At 63.9% G+C, this 22,816-nt stretch carries 24 protein-coding genes; 13 read left to right on the forward strand and 11 right to left on the reverse strand.

Going from position 1 to position 22,816, the window contains the following annotated elements:
* The first annotated feature begins 100 nt into the window (after positions 1-100).
* Positions 101-847, forward strand: coding sequence for a sulfite exporter TauE/SafE family protein (locus F3H41_RS12890; protein ID WP_149739092.1), 747 nt, complete (start codon positions 101-103; stop codon positions 845-847).
* Here the strand turns inward: F3H41_RS12890 and trmD are convergent.
* The 5 genes from trmD to ffh form a co-directional block, all read right to left on the reverse strand.
* Positions 829-1,527 carry a tRNA (guanosine(37)-N1)-methyltransferase TrmD gene (trmD, locus tag F3H41_RS12895; RefSeq protein WP_149739093.1) on the reverse strand — a complete coding sequence of 233 codons (699 nt, stop codon included), beginning with the start codon at positions 1,525-1,527 and terminating at the stop codon, positions 829-831. The two genes, F3H41_RS12890 and trmD, sit on opposite strands and share 19 nt — an antisense overlap.
* A gap of 5 nt (positions 1,528-1,532) precedes the next feature.
* On the reverse strand, positions 1,533-2,096 hold the full coding sequence (gene rimM / locus F3H41_RS12900) for a ribosome maturation factor RimM (RefSeq protein ID WP_149739094.1): 564 nt from the start codon (positions 2,094-2,096) through the stop codon (positions 1,533-1,535).
* 92 nt (positions 2,097-2,188) lie between these two features.
* The gene (rpsP, locus tag F3H41_RS12905; protein WP_149739095.1) at positions 2,189-2,545 is read right to left on the reverse strand and encodes a 30S ribosomal protein S16; all 357 of its coding nucleotides are present in this window, start codon (positions 2,543-2,545) and stop codon (positions 2,189-2,191) included.
* Positions 2,546-2,602: 57 nt separating this feature from the next.
* Positions 2,603-2,914 (reverse strand): chorismate mutase, encoded by a 312-nt coding sequence (locus tag F3H41_RS12910; protein ID WP_149739096.1) that lies wholly within the window; start codon positions 2,912-2,914, stop codon positions 2,603-2,605.
* A 13-nt stretch (positions 2,915-2,927) separates the two neighbouring features.
* Positions 2,928-4,502: a signal recognition particle protein gene (gene ffh / locus F3H41_RS12915; RefSeq protein WP_149739097.1), complete on the reverse strand. Its 1,575-nt coding sequence runs from the start codon at positions 4,500-4,502 to the stop codon at positions 2,928-2,930.
* Between the two features lie 319 nt (positions 4,503-4,821).
* On the opposite strand from ffh, the gene F3H41_RS12920 reads away from it, so the two are divergent.
* The 6 genes from F3H41_RS12920 (at position 4,822) to F3H41_RS12945 (ending at position 11,698) form a co-directional block, all read left to right on the forward strand.
* A complete protein-coding gene (locus F3H41_RS12920; RefSeq protein ID WP_149739098.1) occupies positions 4,822-5,820 on the forward strand; it encodes an MBL fold metallo-hydrolase in 999 nt (332 codons plus the stop codon).
* Positions 5,821-5,914: 94 nt separating this feature from the next.
* On the forward strand, positions 5,915-6,826 hold the full coding sequence (dapF, locus tag F3H41_RS12925) for a diaminopimelate epimerase (protein ID WP_149739099.1): 912 nt from the start codon (positions 5,915-5,917) through the stop codon (positions 6,824-6,826).
* Entirely contained in the window at positions 6,823-8,094 is a 1,272-nt protein-coding gene (gene mtaB / locus F3H41_RS12930; protein WP_280177043.1) for a tRNA (N(6)-L-threonylcarbamoyladenosine(37)-C(2))-methylthiotransferase MtaB, read from the forward strand. Before dapF ends, mtaB begins: the two co-directional genes overlap by 4 nt.
* A 27-nt stretch (positions 8,095-8,121) precedes the next feature.
* A complete protein-coding gene (gene ftsY / locus F3H41_RS12935; protein ID WP_149739101.1) occupies positions 8,122-9,528 on the forward strand; it encodes a signal recognition particle-docking protein FtsY in 1,407 nt (468 codons plus the stop codon).
* 179 nt (positions 9,529-9,707) lie between these two features.
* On the forward strand, positions 9,708-10,304 hold the full coding sequence (locus F3H41_RS12940) for a septation protein A (RefSeq protein WP_149739196.1): 597 nt from the start codon (positions 9,708-9,710) through the stop codon (positions 10,302-10,304).
* A 203-nt stretch (positions 10,305-10,507) separates the two neighbouring features.
* Positions 10,508-11,698 (forward strand): GGDEF domain-containing protein, encoded by a 1,191-nt coding sequence (locus F3H41_RS12945; RefSeq protein ID WP_149739102.1) that lies wholly within the window; start codon positions 10,508-10,510, stop codon positions 11,696-11,698.
* Positions 11,699-11,729: 31 nt separating this feature from the next.
* Here F3H41_RS12945 and F3H41_RS12950 read toward each other — a convergent pair whose 3' ends face one another.
* From F3H41_RS12950 to ccmA, 5 genes are all read right to left on the reverse strand, one after another.
* Positions 11,730-12,290, reverse strand: a complete 561-nt coding sequence (locus F3H41_RS12950; protein WP_244616188.1) for a DsbE family thiol:disulfide interchange protein — start codon at positions 12,288-12,290, stop codon at positions 11,730-11,732.
* A 59-nt stretch (positions 12,291-12,349) separates the two neighbouring features.
* The gene (ccmD, locus tag F3H41_RS12955; RefSeq protein WP_149739104.1) at positions 12,350-12,532 is read right to left on the reverse strand and encodes a heme exporter protein CcmD; all 183 of its coding nucleotides are present in this window, start codon (positions 12,530-12,532) and stop codon (positions 12,350-12,352) included.
* A complete protein-coding gene (locus F3H41_RS12960; RefSeq protein WP_149739105.1) occupies positions 12,529-13,332 on the reverse strand; it encodes a heme ABC transporter permease in 804 nt (267 codons plus the stop codon). The genes ccmD and F3H41_RS12960 overlap by 4 nt, the downstream gene beginning before the upstream one ends.
* Before the next feature lie 103 nt (positions 13,333-13,435).
* On the reverse strand, positions 13,436-14,095 hold the full coding sequence (gene ccmB, locus F3H41_RS12965) for a heme exporter protein CcmB (protein ID WP_149739106.1): 660 nt from the start codon (positions 14,093-14,095) through the stop codon (positions 13,436-13,438).
* A 43-nt stretch (positions 14,096-14,138) separates the two neighbouring features.
* A complete protein-coding gene (gene ccmA / locus F3H41_RS12970; protein ID WP_149739107.1) occupies positions 14,139-14,786 on the reverse strand; it encodes a heme ABC exporter ATP-binding protein CcmA in 648 nt (215 codons plus the stop codon).
* A gap of 261 nt (positions 14,787-15,047) precedes the next feature.
* Between ccmA and acnA the strand changes: the two genes are divergently transcribed.
* The 3 genes from acnA to F3H41_RS12985 all read left to right on the forward strand — a co-directional run bounded on the left by acnA (position 15,048) and on the right by F3H41_RS12985 (position 19,606).
* On the forward strand, positions 15,048-17,744 hold the full coding sequence (gene acnA / locus F3H41_RS12975) for an aconitate hydratase AcnA (protein WP_149739108.1): 2,697 nt from the start codon (positions 15,048-15,050) through the stop codon (positions 17,742-17,744).
* A gap of 396 nt (positions 17,745-18,140) precedes the next feature.
* A complete protein-coding gene (locus tag F3H41_RS12980; protein WP_244616189.1) occupies positions 18,141-18,878 on the forward strand; it encodes a DUF1223 domain-containing protein in 738 nt (245 codons plus the stop codon).
* A gap of 341 nt (positions 18,879-19,219) precedes the next feature.
* A complete protein-coding gene (locus F3H41_RS12985) occupies positions 19,220-19,606 on the forward strand; it encodes a DUF2794 domain-containing protein (RefSeq protein ID WP_149739110.1) in 387 nt (128 codons plus the stop codon).
* Between the two features lie 5 nt (positions 19,607-19,611).
* On the opposite strand, the gene F3H41_RS12990 is transcribed toward F3H41_RS12985, so the two are convergent.
* Positions 19,612-20,169 (reverse strand): GNAT family N-acetyltransferase, encoded by a 558-nt coding sequence (locus F3H41_RS12990; RefSeq protein ID WP_149739111.1) that lies wholly within the window; start codon positions 20,167-20,169, stop codon positions 19,612-19,614.
* A gap of 196 nt (positions 20,170-20,365) precedes the next feature.
* Here F3H41_RS12990 and F3H41_RS12995 point away from each other — a divergent pair, with 196 nt between their 5' ends.
* The 3 genes from F3H41_RS12995 to F3H41_RS13005 all read left to right on the forward strand — a co-directional run bounded on the left by F3H41_RS12995 (position 20,366) and on the right by F3H41_RS13005 (position 22,690).
* A complete protein-coding gene (locus tag F3H41_RS12995; RefSeq protein WP_149739112.1) occupies positions 20,366-21,172 on the forward strand; it encodes a basic amino acid ABC transporter substrate-binding protein in 807 nt (268 codons plus the stop codon).
* 10 nt (positions 21,173-21,182) lie between these two features.
* Positions 21,183-22,010: an amino acid ABC transporter permease gene (locus F3H41_RS13000; RefSeq protein WP_149739113.1), complete on the forward strand. Its 828-nt coding sequence runs from the start codon at positions 21,183-21,185 to the stop codon at positions 22,008-22,010.
* Positions 22,011-22,102: 92 nt separating this feature from the next.
* Entirely contained in the window at positions 22,103-22,690 is a 588-nt protein-coding gene (locus F3H41_RS13005; RefSeq protein ID WP_149739114.1) for a BA14K family protein, read from the forward strand.
* Positions 22,691-22,816: the final 126 nt, after the last annotated feature.

Raw genomic sequence — 22,816 nt, forward strand, 5'->3', positions numbered from 1 at the left:
CAAACGACTGCAATGCCTGAAAATGCAGAGGTGCCTTCGTCTCTTGTCGATCTTGAAACTTCGGAATTGGCCAGATAAGCGGGATGACGGAGGAGATATCATGAGCATTTTGACCATCCTGCTGCTGGCCGCAGCCGGTTTCCTGTCCGGTGTCGTCAACGCCATTGCAGGTGGCGGTACCTTCCTGACCTTCGGTGCGATGACGCTAACCGGCATGCCGCCGATTTCGGCGAATGCGACCTCCTCGGTCACGCAGTTTCCGGGATATGTCACCTCGGCGCTTGCCTATCGCAAGGAAATCCTGGCCCGGCCGCGCGAGGCGATCATCCTCGGCATCATCTCGGTCATCGGCAGTCTTGGTGGCGCGCTGATCCTGCTGTCGCTGTCCAATCCCTCCTTCCGCAGTCTCGTGCCGTGGCTGCTGCTCGCGGCTACCGTGATCTTCTGGGCGGGGCCGTATCTGCGGCCGAAGAATACCGGAGAGCATCGCAACGTCGGCCTTGCCGGCATGATCGGCCAGTTCTTCACGTCGATCTATGGCGGCTTCTTCGGCGCCGGCATGGGCATCATGATGCTGGCCGTGCTCGGCCTTGCCACGGGCGGCGACTATCACCGGCTGAATGCATTGAAGAATTTCATCGCCATGGTGATCGCGGCGATTGCCATCGTCGTCTTTGCCGGCGGCGGGGTCGTGGCCTGGCCGGAGGCGCTGGTGATGATCCCGGCCGGTGCGCTTGGCGGTTATTCCGGCGTCTGGGTCGCCCGACGCGTGCCGCAGGGCATCATCCGTGGTCTGGTGGTCGCGGTCGGCCTGTTCCTGACGGGCTACTACTTCGTGACGGCCTGATCGGCCGACAGAAGGTCCGGGCGGCGCTCGCGGGTCAGCCGCAACGCTTCTTCGTGCCGCCATTTGCCGATGGCGGCGTGGTTGCCGGAGGTGAGGATCGCCGGGATCTCGCGGCCCTCGAAGACTTGGGGGCGCGTATAGTGCGGATGTTCCAGCAACCCGCCTTCGAAGCTTTCATGAACGCCGGACAGATCGTTGCCCATGACGCCCGGCAGGATGCGCACGACGGCATCGAGCAGGGTGAGGGCAGCCGGTTCGCCGCCGGAAAGGATATAGTCGCCGATGGAAATCTCTTCGAGGCCGCGCGCCTCGATCACGCGCTGGTCCACGCCCTCGAAGCGGCCGCAGACGATGACGACGCCGGGCCCGGCCGCGATCTCGCGCACCCGGCCCTGCGTCAGCGGGCGGCCGCGCGGACTCATCAGCAGGCGGGGCCGCGTGTCGGCGGCTTCCACATGGTCGATGGCGCGGGCCAGCACATCCGGCTTCAGCACCATGCCGGCGCCGCCGCCGGCAGGCGTGTCGTCCACCGTGCGGTGCCGGTCGGTGGCGAAATCACGGATCTGAACGGGTTCGCAGGTCCAATCGCCGCGCGCCAGCGCCTTGCCGGCCAGCGAATGGGCGAGGTGGCCCGGAAACATTTCCGGATAGAGCGTCAGGATCGTGGCGTGGAACGGCATGGCCTTTAGTTGCCCTTCGGCAGGAAGGGGCTTTCGGCGCCGTCCTTGTCGGTGTCGATCAAGCCGGCGGCGATGGGATCGACCAGCATCTTCCCGCCTTCCAGGTCGATTTCGAGCACGGCGGCCTCCGAGAAGGGAATGAGGACGGGGCGTCTGCCCGGCCCTTTGAGCTCCAGGAGATCGCCGGCGCCGAAATCGAAGACACCTGTGACACTGCCATAGCTGCGCCCCTCGGCATCGACGGCTTCCAGCCCTTCGAGATCGGCGTAGAAGAACTCGTCCTCCTCCAGATCGTCGTCCGGCAGGTTTTCACGTTCGATGTAGAGATCAAGGCCGTTCAGGGCCTCGGCGGCGTTGCGGTCGTTGATGCCGCGGAAGCGGACGATGACGACGGTCTTCGCCTCTCGGATTTCGAGGATTTCGAAGCTGCGGCCGTCCATGCTGTGCAGTGCGCCGTAATCACCGACGGCCATCGGGTCTTCGGTGAAGGCCTTCAGCCGCACCTCGCCGCGCAGGCCCTGGGCCGCGCCGACGGTTGCCATCAGGATCGGATCTTCGAGCTTCGGCATGGTTCAGGTCCTTGCAGCGTGTTCCGTTCTGCATAAAGCAAACGGGCGGCGTTCGCACGCCGCCCGTCATTACAAAATCCGGTGTGCCAGCCTTATTCGGCAGCAGCGGCGTCGGCGGCCTTCTGGGCCTTCTCGGCGGCGCGTTCCTGGGCCTTCTTGCCCGGCTTTGCCTTGTTCGGGTTGTTGCGGGCTTCGCGGGTTGCGAGGCCGGCTTCGTTCAGGAAGCGCAGGACGCGGTCGGTCGGCTGGGCGCCGTTGTCGAGCCAGTGCTGGACGCGCTCGTTGTTGATGACGGTGCGGTTTGCATCGTCCTTGGCGAGCATCGGGTTCCAGGAACCGAGCTTTTCGATGAAGCGGCCGTCCCGCGGCGAGCGGGCGTCGGCAACGACGATCTGGTAATAGGGACGCTTCTTGGAACCGCCGCGGGCGAGACGAATCTTGAGGGACATGGTTTGCTCCTTTGGATGTTTTTGGAAGGCCGTCTTCCGACGGGCTCCGGTCTGGTTTTACGTGTCTGAACCGCCGAGATCGGCGGCAATGGCTTCATGATGCCGGATGACTTCCTTGATGATGAAGTTCAGGAACTTCTCGGCGAAATCCGGGTCCAGATCGGCATCCCGCGCAAGCCTGCGCAGCCGTTCGATCTGGTATTCCTCGCGCGCCGGATCGGCCGGCGGCAAATCGTACCTGGCCTTGAGAACGCCAACCGCCTTGGTGCAGCGGAAACGTTCGGCCAGCATGTGAACGAGCGCGGCGTCGATATTGTCGATCGACTGCCGGTAGCCCGCCAATTCTTTCTTCACCTCGGGATCGACCATCGCCGGGCGCTCCTCACTTCTTCTTCGGCATGCCAGGCAGGCCGGGGAAACCGCCGCCGAGGCCGGGCAGCTTCGGGCCGCCAAGCCCGGGCATTCCGCCAAGGCCACCCATGCCGGGCAGGCTGCCGGGCTTGATGCCGGCGGCTTCCGCCTGCTTGGCGAGAGCCTCGAGCTGCTTGGGGTCCATCTTGGACAGATCCGGCATGCCCCCCATGCCGCCGCCAAGGCCACCCAGGCCCATCTTGCCGGCAAGGCCGCCCATCATCTGCTTCATCATGCCGCCCTTGCCCTTGCCGCCCATCATCTTCATCATGTCCGCCATCTGGCGGTGCATCTTCAGAAGCTTGTTGATGTCGGACGCATCCGTGCCGGAGCCGGCGGCGATGCGCTTCTTGCGGGAATGCTTCAGGAGGTCGGGATTGGCACGTTCCTCGCGGGTCATCGAGGAGATGATGGCGAGCTGGCGCTTGAACATCTTGTCGTCGAGGCCGGCGGCCGCGAGCTTGTCCTTCATGCCGCCCATGCCTGGCATCAGGCCCATGATGCCGCCCATGCCGCCCATGCTCTGCATCTGCTTCAGCTGGTCGGAAAGGTCGTTGAGGTCGAACTTGCCCTTGGCCATCTTCTCGGCCATGGCGCGGGCTTTTTCGGCGTCGATGTTCTCAGCCGCCTTTTCGACGAGGGCAACGATGTCGCCCATGCCGAGGATGCGATCCGCGACGCGCCGGGGATGAAACTCCTCGAGCTCCGTCATCTTTTCGCCGACGCCGATCAGCTTGATCGGCTTGCCGGTGACGGCGCGCATGGAAAGCGCAGCACCGCCGCGGCCGTCGCCGTCCATGCGGGTCAGCACGAGGCCGGTGATGCCGACGCGGCTGTCGAAGTTGCGGGCGAGATTGACGGCGTCCTGACCGGTCAGCGCATCGGCGACCAGCAGGATTTCATGCGGGTTCGACTTGCGCTTGATCTCGGCCATCTCGAGCATCAGCGGCTCGTCGATGTGAGTACGGCCGGCGGTGTCGAGGATGACGATGTCGTGCCCGCCGAGCTTGGCGGCCTGAACGGCGCGGGCGGCAATGTCGGTCGGGGTCTGGCCGGCGATGATCGGCAGCGTATCGACACCGGTCTGGACACCCAGCTGGCGCAGTTGCTCCTGCGCGGCCGGACGGCGCGTGTCGAGCGAGGCCATCAGGACCTTCTTCCGGTCCCGGTCGGTGAGGCGCTTGGCGATCTTGCCGGTGGTGGTCGTCTTGCCCGAGCCCTGCAGGCCGACCATCATGATGACGACGGGGGCTGCGGCGTTGAGGTCGATCGCGACACCTTCGGTGCCGAGCATGGAGACGAGCTCGTCATGGACGATCTTGACGACCATCTGGCCGGGCTTGATCGACTTGACGATCTCGGCGCCAACGGCTTTTTCGCGCACGGCCTCGGTAAAGGCGCGCACCACGTCGAGCGCAACGTCCGCCTCGAGCAGCGCACGGCGAACCTCGCGCAGCGCCGCGGAAACATCCGCTTCCGACAGGGCGCCACGGCCGGTCAGTCCGTTCAAAATGGACCCAAGGCGGTCCTGAAGGCTCTCGAACATCATCTCATCCTAGTCGTTTCGGTTGCCCGAAACGTCGGGTCTTTCCCGCGCAAAAACAAGACGCAAAGCCAAAAAGCACCCGAGGGCGCAACGCGCTGTCGGATGTTGCCCTCCGGGTTCTGTCCCTTGTAGGGATGACCCGGTCGGAGGCTCGGTGGTCTCGTCTGCATGAAAGCGAACGCCGGGCTTAAACAGGAAAGCGGGGCGAAAGTCAAGGATGCCGGGGTTTTTGGCGTTCGCTCGTGACGATTTGCAATTCTGTGGCGGCAGACCAACTTAAGGAGACCTCTCGCCGCCCTCAGCAGGACGCTATTCTTCCATGCCCAGCAATCGTTATTATTCCGGCCCGGTCTCCGATCACTACGACGGAAACCGATTCTTCAATCCGGACGGTGTCGCGCCGTTGGGCTTGCGGGCGGTTTGGCGGTGGAAGACGGGCGGGGGGATCGAGACCTGGCCGAAGCAGCTGGAGAGCCCTTTCGTCGGCACGGTACCGGCAGCGCGCGTCGATGGCGATGGGCTGCGCGTCACCATGATCGGCCATGCCGCCCTGCTGATCCAGGTGGCGGGCCTCAACATTCTGATCGATCCGGTCTTTGCCGCGCGGGTCGGGCCGCTTGGGCTGGTGGGACCGAAGCGGGTGACGCCGCCGGGTGTCGCCTTCGATGCCTTGCCGGCAATCGATCTCGTTATCGTCACGCACAATCACTACGACCACCTGGATCTCGATGCTCTGAAGCGGCTCGTCCAGGTGCATGCGCCACGCATTCTGACGCCGCTCGGCAATGATACGATCATTCGCCGCGCCATTCCCCAAGCGGCCGTCGAGGCGATGGACTGGGGCGACGGTGTCGAGGTGATGCCGGGTGTTTCCGTACATTGCGAGCCGTGCCACCACTGGTCGGCGCGCGGCGTCGGTGACCGGTCCATGGCGCTGTGGGCCGCCTTCGTGATCGCAACGCCGGCGGGCCGCATCTATCACGTCGGCGATACCGGCTTTCATGACGGCATCAACTATCGCGCCGTTCAGGCGCGTTACGGGTCCTTCCGCCTCGCCAATCTGCCGATCGGGGCCTATGAGCCGCGCTGGTTCATGAAGGGGCAGCACCAGAACCCGGAAGAAGCGGTGGAAGGCATGCGGCTTTGCCATGCCGCCTATGTCGCCGGTCATCACTGGCGCACCTTCCAGCTGACGAACGAGGCGCCGGATACGCCACGGCAGGCCCTTTTCGCCGCGCTCGATGCGGCCGGGATTGCACGCGAGCGGTTCCGGCCGATGCTCGCCGGGGAGGTCTTCGACGTGCCGCCGGTGGCCTGAGGGCTCGTGCATCGCGCGGCACGGCCGCAAGGCTGGCATTTACGGGGGTTTTGCGCCATATACGGCGCACTTGCCTTTGATGGGATGAACGCGAATGTCGCAGAAGGTTCAGTTTGCGCGGATGAACGGGCTTGGAAACAAGATCCTCGTCATCGACATGCGCGGTCGCCCCGGGCGCGTGACGCCGGAAGCGGCGATTGCGCTGGCGGCTGACCCGCAGACATCGTTCGACCAGATCATGGCCGTGCACGATCCGAAGGCGGCCGGTACGGATGCCTTTATCGACATTCTCAACTGTGATGGTTCGAAGGCGCAGACCTGCGGCAATGGCACGCGCTGCGTCGTGCAGGCGCTCGCCGCCGAAACGGGCAAGCGGCATTTCCTCTTCCATACGGTTGCGGGGCTGCTGGAAGCGGACGAACACGCGGATGGCTCGATCTCCGTCGACATGGGCAAGCCGCGGCTTGCCTGGAACGAGATCCCGCTTGCGGAAGAATTCCACGACACGCGCCGCATTGAGTTGCAGATCGGGCCGATCGATGCGCCCATCCTGCATTCGCCAGCCGTCGTCTCCATGGGCAATCCACATGCGATCTTCTGGGTCGAGCAGGATGTCTGGTCCTATGATCTCGAGCGTTTCGGCCCGCTTCTTGAAAACCACCCCGTTTTCCCCGAGCGTGCCAATATCACGATCGCGCAGGTGACGGGCAAGGATACGCTGACCACGCGGACCTGGGAGCGCGGCGCGGGGTTGACGCTCGCCTGTGGCTCGGCTGCCTGCGCGGCCGGCGTCGCGGCGGCGCGGACCGGGCGCACGGGACGGCGGGTGACAATCAAGGTTGCCAGCGCCCTGCCGCCCGGCGAACTCGTTATCGACTGGCGCGAGCGCGACGATCATGTCGTGATGACCGGGCCTGCGACCTGGGAATGGTCCGGCATGGTCGATCCTCAAACCGGTGCTTTCACGCGCGATGCCGATCACGCGCCGGAGGCGGCGGAGCGTTGAGCGTCGAGGTCATCACCTTCGGCTGCCGCCTCAACACCTTCGAGAGCGAGGTCATGCGCCGCGAGGCCGAGGCCGCCGGGCTCGGCAATGCCGTGCTCGTCAACACCTGCGCCGTGACCGGCGAGGCCGTGCGGCAGGCGCGCCAGACCATTCGCCGGTTGCGCCGCGAACAGCCGGGTGCGCGCATCGTCGTCACGGGCTGTGCCGCGCAGGTCGAGGGCGCCAATTTCGCTGCCATGCCGGAAGTGGATGCCGTGCTTGGCAATGAGGAAAAGCTGAAGCGCGCGAGCTATGCGGCCCTGCCGGATTTCGGTGTCGGTGCGGAGGAAAAGCTTCGCGTCAACGACATCATGAGCGTGACGGAAACGGCGCCGCACTTCGTCGATGGCATTGACGGGCATGTGCGGGCGTTTTTGCAGGTGCAGACGGGCTGCGACCATCGCTGCACCTTCTGCATCATCCCCTATGGGCGCGGCAATTCGCGCTCCGTGCCGATGGGTGCGGTGGTGGATCAGGCGCGGCGGCTGGTCGAAGGCGGCTACCGCGAGGTGGTGCTGACGGGTGTGGACGCCACCAGCTATGGCGGCGACCTGCCGGGGCGGCCGACACTCGGGCAACTCGCCAAGACGCTGTTGAAGCAGGTGCCGGAAATCGCGCGGCTCCGGCTCTCCTCCATCGACAGTATCGAGGTGGACACGCATCTTCTCGACCTCATCGCCGACGAACCGCGTTTCATGCCGCATCTTCATCTGTCGTTGCAGCACGGTGACGACATGATCCTGAAGCGGATGAAGCGGCGGCATCTTTCCGCCGATGCGCTGGCCTTTGCGCAGACGGCGCGGCGGCTCAGGCCCGAGATGAGCTTCGGCGCCGACATGATCGCAGGCTTTCCGACCGAGACGGAGCAGATGGCGCAGAATTCTGCGCGTCTTGCCGAGGCGATGGGGATCGCGCATCTCCACGTCTTCCCCTACAGCCCGCGCCCGGGCACGCCGGCGGCGCGCATGCCGCAGCTCGACCGCGGACTTGTGAAAGCGCGGGCGGCGGCGTTGCGGGCCGTGGCGGAACGACTGCACGGCCGCCATCTCGAAAAGCTTTCCGGCAGCCGGCAGGTCATCCTCGTGGAGCGCAACGGCATGGCGCATACGGAGGATTTCACGCTGGTTGCAGCACCCGGTCTTTCGCCCGGCGCCCTTGTTCGCGTCACCATCACCGGCCACAATGGCCGCCATCTTCAGATCGGAACGGCTGCCAACGCTGCGGCGTAGGCGCTTTCCCCGGAAACGGACAGTTTCATGGCCTTCGGCTTCATCAAGAAAGTCTTCACCTTCGGCAAAGATCAGCCGCAGCCTGCCGCCGATGCGGTGCTGCCGCCGGACGAGGCCGCCGAGCGCGCTCTTGAGCAGTCCGAAGCCTGGGCGGTGCCGGGCGAAGACGAGTCGATCGCCGTCTTCAAGGAAACGCATGGGGACGAGATCGAGACCGTCTCCGAGCCGATCGAGGACCTGCCGACCGCCGAGGATCCCGTTCTCGATGTCGAAATGGAGACCGCCGGCGGTCCCGTCGATGACGATGACATCACCGATCTGGCGCGGCTGGATGGCGTTGAGGGAGATGGAAGCGACGCGGGTATGCGCGCGGCCGAGGCGGTCGCCGTCGGGGACGCGCTCCCGGTCGAGGTCGTGGAGCCAGACCCCGTTTCGCCGGGTGAGGCTGTCCTGCCCAAGGGCTTTGCGATCGGCGCCCTTCCGGCCGCGCCAGAGCCGGAGGTGGCGGCACCGCGCCTCAGCTGGTTCCAGCGTCTGCGGGCCGGCCTTGCCCGCACCTCGTCCCAGCTGACCGGCCAGATCACCAGCCTTTTCACCAAGCGCAAGCTGGACGAGGCGACGCTGCAGGATCTGGAAGACCTGCTGCTGCAGGCCGATCTCGGTTTCGAGACGGCGATGCGCATCACGGATACCCTGTCGTCCGAACGCTACGGCAAGGACGTGACGGGCGAGGATGTACAGCGGATCATGGCGAACGAGATCACCAAGGTGCTGGAGCCGGTTGCCAAGCCTCTGGCGCTCGATCTGTCCCACAAGCCGCATGTCATCCTCGTTGTCGGCGTCAACGGAACCGGCAAGACCACGACGATCGGCAAGCTGGCCGCAAAGCTGTCCGGTGCCGGTCTGAAGGTCATGCTGGCTGCGGGCGACACGTTCCGTGCTGCGGCCATCGAGCAGCTGAAGATCTGGGCCGACCGCACCGGCTCGGGCATCGTTTCGACCAAGCTTGGCGCCGATGCGGCGGGCCTTGCCTTCGAGGCCTATCAGCAGGCCAAGGCCAATGGCACGGATGTGCTGATCATCGATACGGCCGGGCGTCTGCAGAACAAGACGGAACTGATGGCCGAGCTTGAAAAGATCGTCCGGGTCCTCGGCAAGATCGATCCGGATGCGCCGCATACCGTGCTTCAGACGCTGGACGCGACAACGGGGCAGAATGCGCTGCAGCAGGTGGAGATCTTCCGCAATGTGGCCGGTGTCTCCGGTCTCATCATGACCAAGCTCGACGGTACGGCGCGCGGCGGCATTCTCGTCGCCATCGCCGCCAAGCATAAGCTGCCGGTCTATTTCATCGGCGTTGGCGAGGGTATAGACGACCTGGAACCCTTCGAAGCGAAGGATTTTGCTGCCGCGATCGCGGGAACGGCGCATTGACATGGTTTTGCCGTCGTTCCGGTATGGAGGTCGTCGGCACATGATCCTTCACGAATACACCTTGCATTTCAGGTTTGCAGACGACAGACCGGCATGCGCATGATGAGACAAGCAGGAGCCTGACGCCCATGTCCACCGCCGAACCGGGCAAGATCACGCCGGAACAGCCCCGCAAGGAGATGGGCGCCCTCCCCAAGCTCGTTCTCGAGCTCGGCCCCCTCCTGGTGTTTTTCTTTGCCAATTCCCGCGGCGAATGGCTGGCCGCGCGCTTCCCGGTGCTGGCCGAGATGGGCGGGCCGATTTTTATTGCCACCGGCCTTTTCATGGCGGCAACGGCGATTGCCCTTTCGGTTTCATGGGCCCTGACGCGCACCCTGCCGATGATGCCGCTGATCTCCGGGATCGTGGTGCTCGTGTTCGGCGCCCTGACGCTCTGGCTGCAGAACGACACCTTCATCAAGGTGAAGCCGACCATCGTCAATGCGCTGTTCGGTGTCATCCTGCTCGGCGGTCTCTGGTTCGGCAAGTCGTTGCTTGGCTACGTGCTGCACTCGGCCTTCAAGCTGACGGATGAGGGCTGGTACAAGCTCACCTTCCGCTGGGGCGTCTTCTTCCTGTTTCTTGCCGTGCTCAACGAAGTGATCTGGCGCAACTTCTCGACCGACTTCTGGGTGGCCTTCAAGGTCTGGGGCACCATGCCGATCACCATCGCCTTCACCATGGCGCAGTTGCCGCTGATCATCCGCCATTCCATCGAAGAGAAGACGGAAACGTGATCCAGGCACTTGCGATCGGCCGTGAACCGGGTGATCGCGGACAACGGCGATTTCCGCATTTCGGCAGGCGGTGACGCGACGCGTTTGCGAATCTGCAAAATCTCGAAGCTGGATGTCTATCTTTCGTTAAGGTCCGCTCCATAGAAAAGGCGTTGGACGGCCCTTCCTCCGGAGCGCTGGCGCAGCAGCACGGTGGGAGACAGATGGAACATCACGACACGTTCGCCTTTCTGCTTCCCTTCTTCATGCTCTGTTTCAGTCTCATGTTCCTCGCCGCCCGGCGGGTGGATGATGGCGCCTCGCTGTTCTGGGGCCTCGGCTTTCTCAGTGCCGCTCTTGGATTCGTCTTTTCGCTCGTCGTGGGCGGTCTTCACCCACTCCTCCAGAGCCTGATTGCGAACGGGCTCTTTTATGGTGGCTTCTTCTTTTACAGTCATGCGCTCCTCATCCATTTCCGTGCGTCGACCATTGTCGTGCCGCGCCTTCTGACCGCGCTTGCCTTCATCGTTGTGGCGACGATGCTGCTGGCCGCCGGCGATCTGCGGTCCCATCTGGCAGTCTCCGACCTTGGTTGCGCGGCGATCGGCTGCATGGCGCTTGCCAGTGTTGTCCGACGCCCGGAGAGGCCGGCCGATCTCGCCATCATGCTGGCCTTCGGCGCAACCCTCATCGAGACGGTCGCGCGGGTCGGCGTGTTGCTGTTCCAGACCACGGCAGCCGATCCGCTATCGGTCGACAGCTTCCTCGGCTCGAACTACGCATTTCTGATGCAGATCATGGCCAGCATCTTCGGCTTTCTTCTCGGTCTGGCGGCGCTCGCGACTGTGGTGACCGACATTATTGAAAGGCACCAGGGGCTTGCCGAGCGCGACCCGCTGACGGAGCTTCTCAATCGCCGGGGATTCGAGCGGGCGGTTCTGGGGGTATCCGGGAGCGGCTGCATCCTTGTCTGCGATATCGACCATTTCAAGGGCGTCAATGATCGTCACGGCCATGCGGCAGGCGATCGCATCCTGCGCGACGTGGCGGCGCAGCTTGCCGCTGCGCTTCCTGCCCGGACCTTGATTGCCCGTTTCGGCGGGGAGGAGTTCGTGGCCTATCTGCCGAAAACCGATCTTGAGGTAGCCGGCCGGTTGGCGAAAGAGGCCTGCCGTGCGATCGCCGACGCCTCCTTTGTGACAGGCGAGGGGACGACGATCGCGATTACCGCCAGTTTCGGTCTTGCGCCGGAGTTGCGGGGTGCGGCCTCGATCCATGAGGCCATCGCCCATGCCGATGCCTGCCTCTATCTGGCAAAGACCGGCGGGCGAAACAGGGTGGTGATCCATGGCTTGGCCGGGATCATTGACCGCAACGAGATTTTCCAGACGGATCTGGCGCTGCAGCACGGTTGAGCATCGCCCATCCAACGATTGCGGCCAGCACTTAGCTCTTGGCCATGGCCTTCTCGATCGCCGGCTTCAGGCCTTCCTCAAGGCTCTTCTCGTCGAAGGGACCGACACGCTTGTAAAGGATCGTTCCGTCCGGCCCCACGAGATAGGATTCGGGGATGCCGTAGACGCCCCAGTCAATGGCCGCCTTGCCGCGCGGATCGATGCCGACGGCATGGAAAGGGTTGCCGAGTTCGCCGAGAAAGCGCAACGCGTTTTCGTTCTGGTCCTTGTAGTTGATACCGACCACCGTCAGGCGCGGATCCTTGGAAAGCTCTAGGATGATCGGATGCTCCTGCCGGCAGGGCACGCACCAGGAGGCCCAGACATTCACCAGTGTCAGTTTGCCGGCAATGGCCGCATCGGTCAGCGCCGGCATCGGTTTGCCGTTAAGCGTGGCGCCCGCAAGCGGTTCGAGCGCCAGGGTCGGCGCCTTTGTGCCGATGAGGGCTGACGGGATGACGCTGGTGTCGCGGCCCGATTGCAGTTGCGCCCAAAAGACATAAGCGAGGACACCGAAGATGGCGAGCGGCAGCAGCGCGAGGACGATGCGCATGGGGGCCGCGCGGCCCGTATTGCCCGCCTGCGGGGCTTGTTCATGCGGGGTTTCGGCGGTCATTTTGCTGCCCCTTCCGGCGGCTGCACCGCAGAGGCGGACCGGCGGCGGATCCCGGAGGCTTCCAGCCGGGCGAGATCGCGCTGGCGGCGACGCCCGCCGAAATAGATGGAGAGAATCAGGCCGAGGATTGTGATGGCCGCAACACCATAGGACGCGATCACATAGGTCGTATGAGTCATCGGGCCTCTCCGCGCCCTTCTGCGAGCTCCTGCGGCTTGCTTTGGCCGTTGCCGGCAAGGCGAGCGGCCTGGCGGCGCATGGCCATCATGCGGCGGTCCCAGATCTCGTTGCGCATGGCGGCGATATGGAGGGTGAAGAAAAGGAGCGTGAAGGCGCCGGCCATGACGAGCAGCGGGCGCAGGAATTCCGCGTCAATGGCGGGACCGTCCATGCGCATCACGCTGGCCGGCTGGTGCAGCGTGTTCCACCATTCCACCGAGAACTTGATGATCGGAATGTTGACGAAGCCGACGAGGATGAGGATGGCCGAAACACGGGCGGCACGGCCCGGGTCCTCGAAGGCGCGGTTGAGCGCGATAAGGCCGAGATACATCAGGAAGAGGACGAAGACCGAGGTCAGCCGTGCATCCCAGACCCACCATGTGCCCCACATGGGCTTGCCCCAGAGCGAACCGGTGACGAGTGCCAGAAAGGTGAAGACGGCGCCGATGGGGGCGGCGGCCCGCGCCGAGACATCCGCCAAGGGGTGGCGCCAGACCAGCGTGCCGAGCGCTGAGATCGCCATCACCGTATAGCACATCATCGACAGCCAGGCCGAGGGCACATGGATATACATGATGCGGACGGTTTCGCCCTGCTGGTAATCCCCCTCCGTGGTGAAGGACAGGTAGAGTCCGATCGCAAAGAGCAGGACCGTCAATCCGGACAGCCAAGGCAGGATGCGCCCGGCCAGGGCCAGGAAGCGGGTGGGATTGGCAAGATCGCTGATCCTGCGGATGGCAAGGCTCTGTTCGCTCATGACCCCTGTTTACCGTGTCTACTGCTCTCCGGCAATTGACCGCGATCAAACCGGGCGCCGGGAGCGACGCCATTCTTGGACGCAACTCCCGAACGGTGTCCCGTCATTCGCTGGCATTGCGCAGGGCCGCGGCGGCGGCCAGCGGGCCGATGACGGCGAAGAAGAGTGTGATGGCGATGAGAATGAGGAAGGGTGGCAGGAAGGGCGCGGGGTCTTCGACCGCAGCATAGCTGGCGCTGACGCCGAAGATCAGCACGGGAATGGCGACCGGCAGGACGAGGATGGAGACCAGCAGCCCGCCGCGCGGCAGCGAAACGGCGACCGCCGCGCCGACCGCGCCGATAAAGGTGATGGCGGGCGTACCGACCAGAAGCGTCAGCATGGCTGCGCCGATGGCCGTGGCATCCATGTTCATGAAGAGGCCCAGCAGCGGGGCGGCCAGCGCCAGCGGCAGGCCGCTCGACAGCCAGTGGGCGGCGCACTTCACGAAGACGATGAGGACGAGCGGCGTTTCCTGCATGAGAAGCAGATCGAGCGAGCCGTCCTCGCGCTCGGCCTGGAAAAGACGGTCGAGACCGAGCAGCGCGGCGAGCAGGGCGCCGATCCATAGAATGGCCGGTCCAATGCGGGCGAGGAGGTTGAGGTCCGGCCCGACGCCAAAGGGGATGACGGCAACGACCGTCATGAAGAAGAGGATGCCGATCAGCGCCCCACCGCCGGCGCGCACGGACAGGCGCAGGTCGCGCAGCAGGAGGGCCATCATCGGTTTATTCTCCCTGGCTGGCCGGGGTGCAGTGTGCGGCCCGTTACCATGCGGCCTCCTCGAAGGGCTCAAAGCCTTTCATCACTAGGGATTTTGCTCCTTCGAAGCCGAGCGGCTGGTGTGTCGCGGCAAGGACGATGCCGCCGGCGGAACGATGCCGGAGCACAAGGTCGGCAAAGAGGGTTTCGGAGGCCGCATCCAGCGCGGCGGTCGGCTCGTCGAGGATCCAGATGGGTCGTCCCGCCACGATGAGCTTTGCCATGGCCATGCGGCGCTGCTGGCCGGCGGAGAGATAGCCATAGGGCAGATGCAGGATGCCGGGCAGACCGACCGCTTCGGCGGCTTCGGTGATCGTCATTCCCCGTGCCGGCGCGACGTCGCCGAAGAAGGACTTCCAGAAGCCGAGGTTTTCCTCCACCGTCAGTTCCCGCTTCATCGCGTTGCGATGGCCGAGGTAGTGGCACAGTTCAGCGGTGCGCTCGACGGGGGTGTGCGTTCCGGAGACGTGGACCTCTCCAAGATCGGGTTTGAGCAGGCCCGCGACGGCTCTCAGAAACGTCGATTTTCCCGACCCGTTCGGACCCGTCACGACGAGGGCTTCGCCGGCTTCGAGACGGACCGTTATGTCACGGAAAACATAGTCTTCTCCGCGCCGGGCGGCCAGTCCTTCGACGCTGAGCAGAAGCGGCATTCACAATCCCTTTACGACCTTCGTCGCAATGCAAAAAAATCTCGCCCGACGGGCTGTCCCGGTCTGGCACGTTCCGGCGAAATTATCTATAACGCCCTCAACACGCCAGCGGTCGGCGTGAATTTCATTCTAGCGCCGAACATGGAAGACTTTCCACGTACGGACAGCGGAAATGGCCGCACCCGCATCCCATATCGCGCCGCCAGGCGCTCGGGCGTTCGTACGTCAGTTTTTGGCGATCAAACGGAGCGGGAGTACCCAGTGTCCAAATCCCTCGACAGCTTCAATTGTCGTTCCACGCTCACTGTGGGCGGCAAGGAATACGTCTATTTCAGCATCCCCAAGGCTGAGGCCAATGGTCTCGCCGGCGTGTCCAAGCTTCCCTACTCGATGAAGGTTCTGCTTGAGAACCTGCTGCGCAACGAGGACGGCCGGTCCGTCCGCAAGGCCGACATCGAGGCTGTCGCCGCCTGGCTCACCAACAAGGGTCTTACGGAAGCCGAAATCGCCTATCGCCCGGCCCGCGTCCTCATGCAGGACTTCACCGGCGTTCCTGCCGTGGTGGATCTGGCGGCGATGCGCGACGGCATCAAGGCGCTCGGCGGCGATCCGGAAAAGATCAACCCGCTCGTTCCCGTCGATCTCGTCATCGACCACTCGGTCATCGTCGACGAATTCGGCACGCCGAACGCCTTTGCCCGCAACGTCGAGCTGGAATATGAGCGCAACGGCGAGCGCTACCGCTTCCTCAAGTGGGGCCAGCAGGCGTTCAAGAACTTCCGCGTCGTTCCGCCGGGCACCGGCATCTGTCACCAGGTCAACTTCGAATATCTCGGCCAGACGGTCTGGACCAAGGACGAAGACGGCGAAACGATCGCCTATCCCGACACCTGCGTCGGCACGGACAGCCACACGACGATGATCAACGGTCTCGGCGTTCTCGGCTGGGGCGTGGGCGGTATCGAAGCCGAAGCCGCCATGCTCGGCCAGCCGGTTTCCATGCTGCTGCCGGAAGTGATCGGTTTCAAGCTGACCGGTACGCTGAAGGAAGGCGTGACCGCGACCGACCTCGTGCTGACCGTCGTGCAGATGCTGCGCAAGAAGGGCGTCGTTTCGAAGTTCGTCGAATTCTTCGGCCCCGGCCTCGACACGCTGCCGGTCGCCGACCGCGCGACGATCGGCAACATGGGCCCGGAATACGGAGCGACCTGCGGGTTCTTCCCGGTCGATGCCGCCACCGTCGGCTACCTCGACATGTCCGGCCGCTCCAAGGATCGCATCGCGCTTGTCGAAGCCTATTCGAAGGCGCAGGGCATGTGGCGCGACAATGATGGCGCGCAGCTCGTCTTCACCGATACGCTCGAACTCGACCTCAACGACGTCGTGCCCTCCATGGCCGGCCCGAAGCGTCCGGAAGGCCGCCTGCCGCTCGAAACCATCGCGCCGAACTTCGCGACCGCGCTCGAAGGCGACTACAAGAAGCCCGGCCAGCTGTCGAACCGCTACGCCGTCGAAGGCGAGAGCTTCGATCTCGGCCACGGCGACGTCTGCATCGCCGCCATCACGTCGTGCACCAACACCTCCAACCCGAGCGTGCTGATCGCGGCCGGTCTTCTCGCCCGCAATGCCGTTGCCAAGGGCCTGAAGTCCAAGCCATGGGTGAAGACCTCGCTGGCGCCGGGATCCCAGGTCGTTGGCGAATATCTCGAAAAGTCCGGCCTCCAGAAGGAGCTCGACGCGCTCGGCTTCAACCTGGTCGGTTTCGGCTGCACGACCTGCATCGGCAATTCCGGCCCGCTGCCGGCGCCGATTTCCAAGACCATCAACGACAAGGGCCTGATCACGGCCGGCGTTCTGTCGGGCAACCGCAACTTCGAAGGCCGCATTTCGCCCGACGTCCAGGCGAACTACCTCGCTTCGCCGCCGCTCGTCGTCGCTTACGCGCTGGCCGGCACCGTGCAGAAGGACCTGACGAAGGAGCCACTCGGCGAGGACAAGGACGGCAACCCCGTCTACCTCAAGGACATCTGGCCGTCGTCGCAGGAAGTGCACGAGTTCATCCAGAAGTACGTCACCCGCGCGCTCTTTGAGACGAAGTATGCGGATGTCTTCAAGGGCGATGAGAACTGGCAGGCCGTGCAGGTGCCGGATGGCCAGACCTATGCCTGGGACGACAAGTCGACCTACGTGCAGAACCCGCCCTACTTCGTTGGGATGCCGAAGCAGGCAGGCCTTGGCGTCGACAACATCGTCAACGCCCGCGTTCTCGGTCTCTTCGGCGACAAGATCACCACCGACCACATTTCCCCGGCCGGTTCGATCAAGGCGGCATCGCCCGCCGGTGCATATCTCATCGGCAATGGCGTCGGCGTCGCGGACTTCAACCAGTACGGCACGCGCCGCGGCAATCATGAAGTCATGATGCGTGGCACCTTCGCCAACATCCGCATCCGCAACCACATGCTCGGCCCGAACGGCAAGGAAGGTGGCTACACCATCCACTATCCGTCCAAGGAAGAGATGTCGATCTACGACGCGGCCATGAAGTACAAGGCCGAGGGCGTTCCGCTGGTCATCTTCGCCGGCGTCGAATACGGCAACGGTTCGTCGCGTGACTGGGCCGCCAAGGGCACCAACCTGCTTGGCGTGCGCGCCGTCGTCGCCCAGTCCTTCGAGCGTATCCACCGCTCGAACCTGGTCGGTATGGGCGTCATCCCCTTCGTCTTCGAGGAAGGCACCACTTGGGCCTCGCTCGACCTCAAGGGCGACGAGACGGTGACGATCGAAGGCCTCGACGGCGAGATCAAGCCGCGCGAGAAGAAGATCGCCAAGATCACCTATGGCGACGGTTCCGTGAAGGAAGTGCCGCTGGTCTGCCGCATCGATACGCTCGACGAAGTCACCTACGTCAACAATGGCGGCATCCTGCAGACGGTTCTGCGCGATCTCGCTGCCTGATCGACGGCATCCTTCAAGCTGATGAGAGCGCCGGGGCATGCCCCGGCGTTCTCTTTTTTGTGACCCTTCCGCGAGCTGTGCCACGGAAGTCGGTGCGCGGTCCGCAATCGCGCTTTGGCCGCAGGCCTTTGCGCATAGCCAGGCTTTAAGGGTGCCTTTCCACGTGCCGGAGTCTCACTCCAACGTGACTTTGCGTGGGTCGGACGGCACGTTAGACACGATGCCAGTTATCACCCTCCACGCCGTGCGGTGGCGGAGATCCCGAGGACAAAGCGGTTCATGGCGACATCGTCTGGCGATGGCGTGGAACCGCTGCCGTGACGAACGGCGCGCTATGAACGGAATGCCATGCGACGGATCGGATGCATCATTGCTGCTGCTTTTGCCGCCTTCGGCATGGCTGCCGGTGCGCAGGCCGCCGGCCATGTGCTTTCCAATCCGAAGGCCGTTGTCGAACTCTTCACCAGTCAGGGATGCTCGTCCTGCCCGCCGGCCGACGAAGTGATGAAGTCGCTGATCCGGCAGGGTGACGTGGTGGCTCTCGCCTATCACGTCGATTACTGGAACTACCTCGGCTGGAACGACACGCTCGCCACCAAGGATAATACCGCGCGCCAGTATGCCTATTCCAAGGCGCTTGGCCGCGCCGGTGTCTATACGCCCCAGGCGATCGTCAATGGAGAGGACCACGCGAACGGTCGTGATCTCGGGGGCATCCGCGCCAAGATCGAGGACCTGTCCCGGGCCGGCCGTGGGCTGACGGTTCCTGTCAACCTGTCAATGAACGGGCAGGAGATCGACATTGCCATTGGCGCCGGCCCGGCGGACCGGAAGGGTACGCCGCACGCCAATGTCGTCGTCGTCTATTTCGATGTTGCGGAACGGGTAAAAGTCGAAAAGGGCGAAAACAGTGGTCGCGACATCACCTATGCCCACCCGGTGCGCGACGTTCAGACGATCGGCATGTGGGACGGCAGTGCAAAGAACTTCGTCCTGCCGCGCTCGGTCATCGAGGCGGCTGATCGCAATGGCTGTGCAATTCTCCTGCAGGCGACGACCCCGGACGGCGCCCCGGGACGCATCCTGGGAGCGGCCTCCATCGTGCTGGGTGAGGCCATCCACGCGGCCCAGTAGGCGCTGTTGCGCGCGCTGCGGATAGGAATTTTCCCTGTGGGTCGGCCCGGCCGCACCGAGGGGGCTGGGGCTTGAGGGTTTCGACACGTCCGAACCGACCCGTTGGAGGGAAAGCGTTACAAAACGCGGCCTTCCATCCGTACCCGTCGGGATCGCGGGGCAAGCTTTCCCGTGGGCTGGCGGATTTTCGATGCGGATTGGGGCGTGCTGTGGGCCAAAATGCGGCTTTCCTGGACCCATTGCATGGCTCCAGGCACTCCGCTTCCGGGAGGAGCCCGCTTGCAATTTGAGGCTTGTCAGGCACACTGTCACCCATCTGTCACGTGAGATGCGGAGATGAGATGACGGATGGAGCAGACGTGACGCCCGGCGACATGAGAGCGCCCGTGGTCGTCGATTTGCAGGAATACCGATCGCAGAAGGATCCGCTGCCGATCACCTTCCACCGGCGTGAACTCGATCAGATCCTCAGGGTCTACGGACGCATGGTGGGCGAGGGCGAATGGCGTGACTATGCGCTGGACCATCTCAAGGATCGCGCCGTCTTTTCGGTCTTCAAGCGCTCCGGCGAAATGCCGCTGTTCCGGATCGAGAAGAACCCGAAGCTTGCCAGCCGCCAGGGCGCCTTCAGCGTCGTCAACACCCATGGGCGTATCCTGAAGCGCGGCCATGATCTGGCGCAGGTGCTCAAGGTCTTCGACAGCGTGCTGAAGCTAATCGACAAATAGGCGCTTCAGGAGCGGTAGAGCGTATCGGGATAGGTGTCGGTGCTCGGATGGGTGTCGGTGCCGTCGCCGAGATCGATCTGCATGAAGACCGTATCGAGCCAGCGTCCGTGCTTGTAGCCTGAGCCCTTCATTGTGCCGCAATCGACGAAGCCCGCCGCGCGGTGCACGCCGATCGAGGCGGGATGGGCGCCGCCGATGACCGCGACCATCTGGCGAAAGCCGAGCGTCGTCGAGCGCACCACCAACTGGTCGAGCAATGCCCGGCCGATGCCGCGGCCACGGGCGGCAGGGGCCAGATAGATGGAATCCTCGACCAGGAAGCGATAGGCCGCGCGGGTGCGGAAAGCGGATGCATAGGCATAGCCCAGAACGGTGCCATCGGTGTCGATCGCGACGATATAGGGATAGCCGTTGCCGGTGATTGTCGCAAAGCGCGCCGCCATCTCGGCTTCGTCTGGCGCCTCGATCTCATAGGTGGCGACGCCGTTTTCGACCGATTCGCGGTAGATGGCGGTCAGCGCCGGAATATCGGCGGGGTTGGCGTCGCGGATCGAGAAGGTCATGGCAGGGTCCTGCGAGTGTGCGGTTGCGCTTCCTTGTCACATTGGCCCGGACGCATCAAGATCGGGGAAAGGCGGGGCGTCTGTCCTTACCCGGATATCCATTTCCCACTTTGCCGCTTTTTGCGAAAGGCCGGTCTTGCAATCGCTGCCGGGATCGTGAAACCTTTGCATACCTCAGATTTTCCGGAGTTTCCCGATGTCCCCCAGACGTCAATTTCTTGCCGGCATGGCCGGCCTCGCCGCCGCGCTGTTTGTCACGGCCCCCGTTTCCGCATCCGATCTTCCCGATCTCGGCGGCAAGACCGTCGTCGTCGTGACGGAAAATGCCTATCCGCCGCTGCAGTTCGTCGAGCCTTCGACTGGCCAGGCGGTCGGCTGGGAATATGATGCGATGAACGAGATCGCCAAGCGACTGAATTTCAAGGTCGAGTACCAGAACACCTCCTGGGATGCGATGATCCAGTCCGTGTCCGACGGCCAGTACCAGATCGGCATGACCGGCATCACCATCAAGGACGATCGCAAGGAGAAGGTCGATTTCTCCGATCCCTACATGCGCTCGGAACAGTTCCTGCTGGTGCGCGGCGACGAAAAGCGCTTCACCGATGCCAAGAGCCTCGGCGCCTTTGCCGACGGGCTGATCGGCGCGCAGCCTGGCACGACGCCCTTCTACACCGCTGTCTACGAAGTGCTTGACGGCAACGAGCAGAACCCGCGCATCAAGCTCTTCGAGACCTTCGGCGCCACCGTTCAGGCCCTGAAGGCCGGCGACGTCGATGCCGTGCTGACGGACGGAACGGCCGGCAAGGGCTATGTCGAGACGTCGAATGGCGGGCTGAAGCTGATCGGCGGGCCGCTCGGCACCGAAGACTTCGGCTTCATTTTCCCGAAGGGTTCCGATCTCGTCGCGCCCGTCAATGCCGCCATCAAGGCGCTGAAGGCGGACGGCACCTTCGATGCGCTGAACAAGAAGTGGTTCCTCGACTACAAGATGGGCGGCTGATCCCCAGAGAATGGCCGCTTCGCATCCTTCCGGCAGCCCCGACGCCAACGACCAGCCCTGGTGGCTGGTCGTTCTGGTGTTGATCGCCCTTGCCCTTGCCGGCGTCATCATCGCCAATGATCTCTATACGCAGGTGTTCTCCACGGTCATCAAGGGCCTCGGGGTCACCGTCTTCGTGACGATGGCCGGCTTTACGCTGGCGACGGCGCTCGGCCTCATGATCGCGTTGATGGGGCTGTCCCGCCATGGTGTGCTGCGGCAGATCGCGCGCTTCTATACGGAGGTCATCCGGGGTATCCCGATCCTCGTCCTCCTGTTCTATATCGCCTTTGTCGGCGCACCCGCCCTCGTTGCCCTCGTCAATCTCGTGATTGCGCCCCTCGTCGCCCAAGGGCTGATGGAGCCGATGCAGGTGCGGGACCTCTCTTTGATGTGGCGGGCGATCCTCGCCCTGATGATCGGCTATTCCGCCTTCATTGCGGAGGTGTTTCGCGCCGGCATCCTTGCCGTTGACGCCGGGCAAATCGAGGCGGCGAAGGCGCTCGGCCTCACGGGTGCGCAGCGTTTCCGGCTGGTGGTTTTTCCGCAGGCGCTCAGAACCATCCTGCCGCCGCTCGGCAACGATTTTGTCGCGATGGTCAAGGACAGTTCGCTCGTCTCCGTGCTTGGCGTCGCCGACATCACGCAGATGGGGAAGGTCTATGCTTCCGGCTCCTTCCGCTTCTTCGAAACCTATTCGATCGTTGCCTATATCTACCTGATCCTGACCATCGGCCTCTCGCTCGTGCTCCGGCGGCTGGAAAAGCGCCTGCGGCTCGGCCGCGGCGATGGACGTTGACAGCCCATTCCCTGCTCCATTGTAGAAACTTTCCGGAACCTTGAGCCGAATTCCGCATTCGGTTTTCATCAAAGGTAAGCGGAGATGATCCAATGAAGACGGTCGTGTTGGCGGTTGCCGGTATCGGTCTGGGCGTGCTTCTTGTTTCGGGTGCGGTTGCCGGTGCATCCGCCCTGGGGGTGCAGACCAAGCCGCACGCGTTTGCCAATATGGGGGCGCCGCTGTGGACCTTCACACCCGTCTATCTTGATCGGAACAACCAGACGGCACCCGCCATCCTGGCAGCGCGTAAGCCGACGCCCGAGGGCTCTGCCGCGATGCTTGCCGACATGGAAGCGCAGGCCGCGTCACCGCAAGCAACGTCACCAAGGGTCAATACGGCGCATGTCGACTGGTGCGCGCAGCGCTACCGGTCGTATCGGGCGGAAGACAATACCTACCGCAGCTATTCGGGCACCTTGCGCACCTGCCAATCCCCTTTCGAGGTCAAGGGCGAAACGACCCTTGCGGACGTCGGGACCGATGACGGCCTTTACGCCGCTTTGCCGGACGATGCAGCATCTTCCTGGTGCAAGGCGCGCTACCGCTCCTATCGCGCATCCGATAACACCTATCAGCCCTATGGCGGCGGGCGCCGCCCCTGCATGCCGCCGGCCGGCATGGCGTCGATCAACGAGTAGTCGCGACGCAACGGCAGAATTGCCGAGCGCTCAAAAAATTGCTATGTGCCCGTCATGGAATCCAAATTCGGACTGAATTGCCGGGGAGTCGTCGTGCTGCAGGACCACAAGCGCCTGCCGGCCCGC

The organism is Rhizobium sp. RU20A, assembly GCF_900155885.1.
Taxonomy (GTDB): Bacteria; Pseudomonadota; Alphaproteobacteria; order Rhizobiales; family Rhizobiaceae; genus RU20A.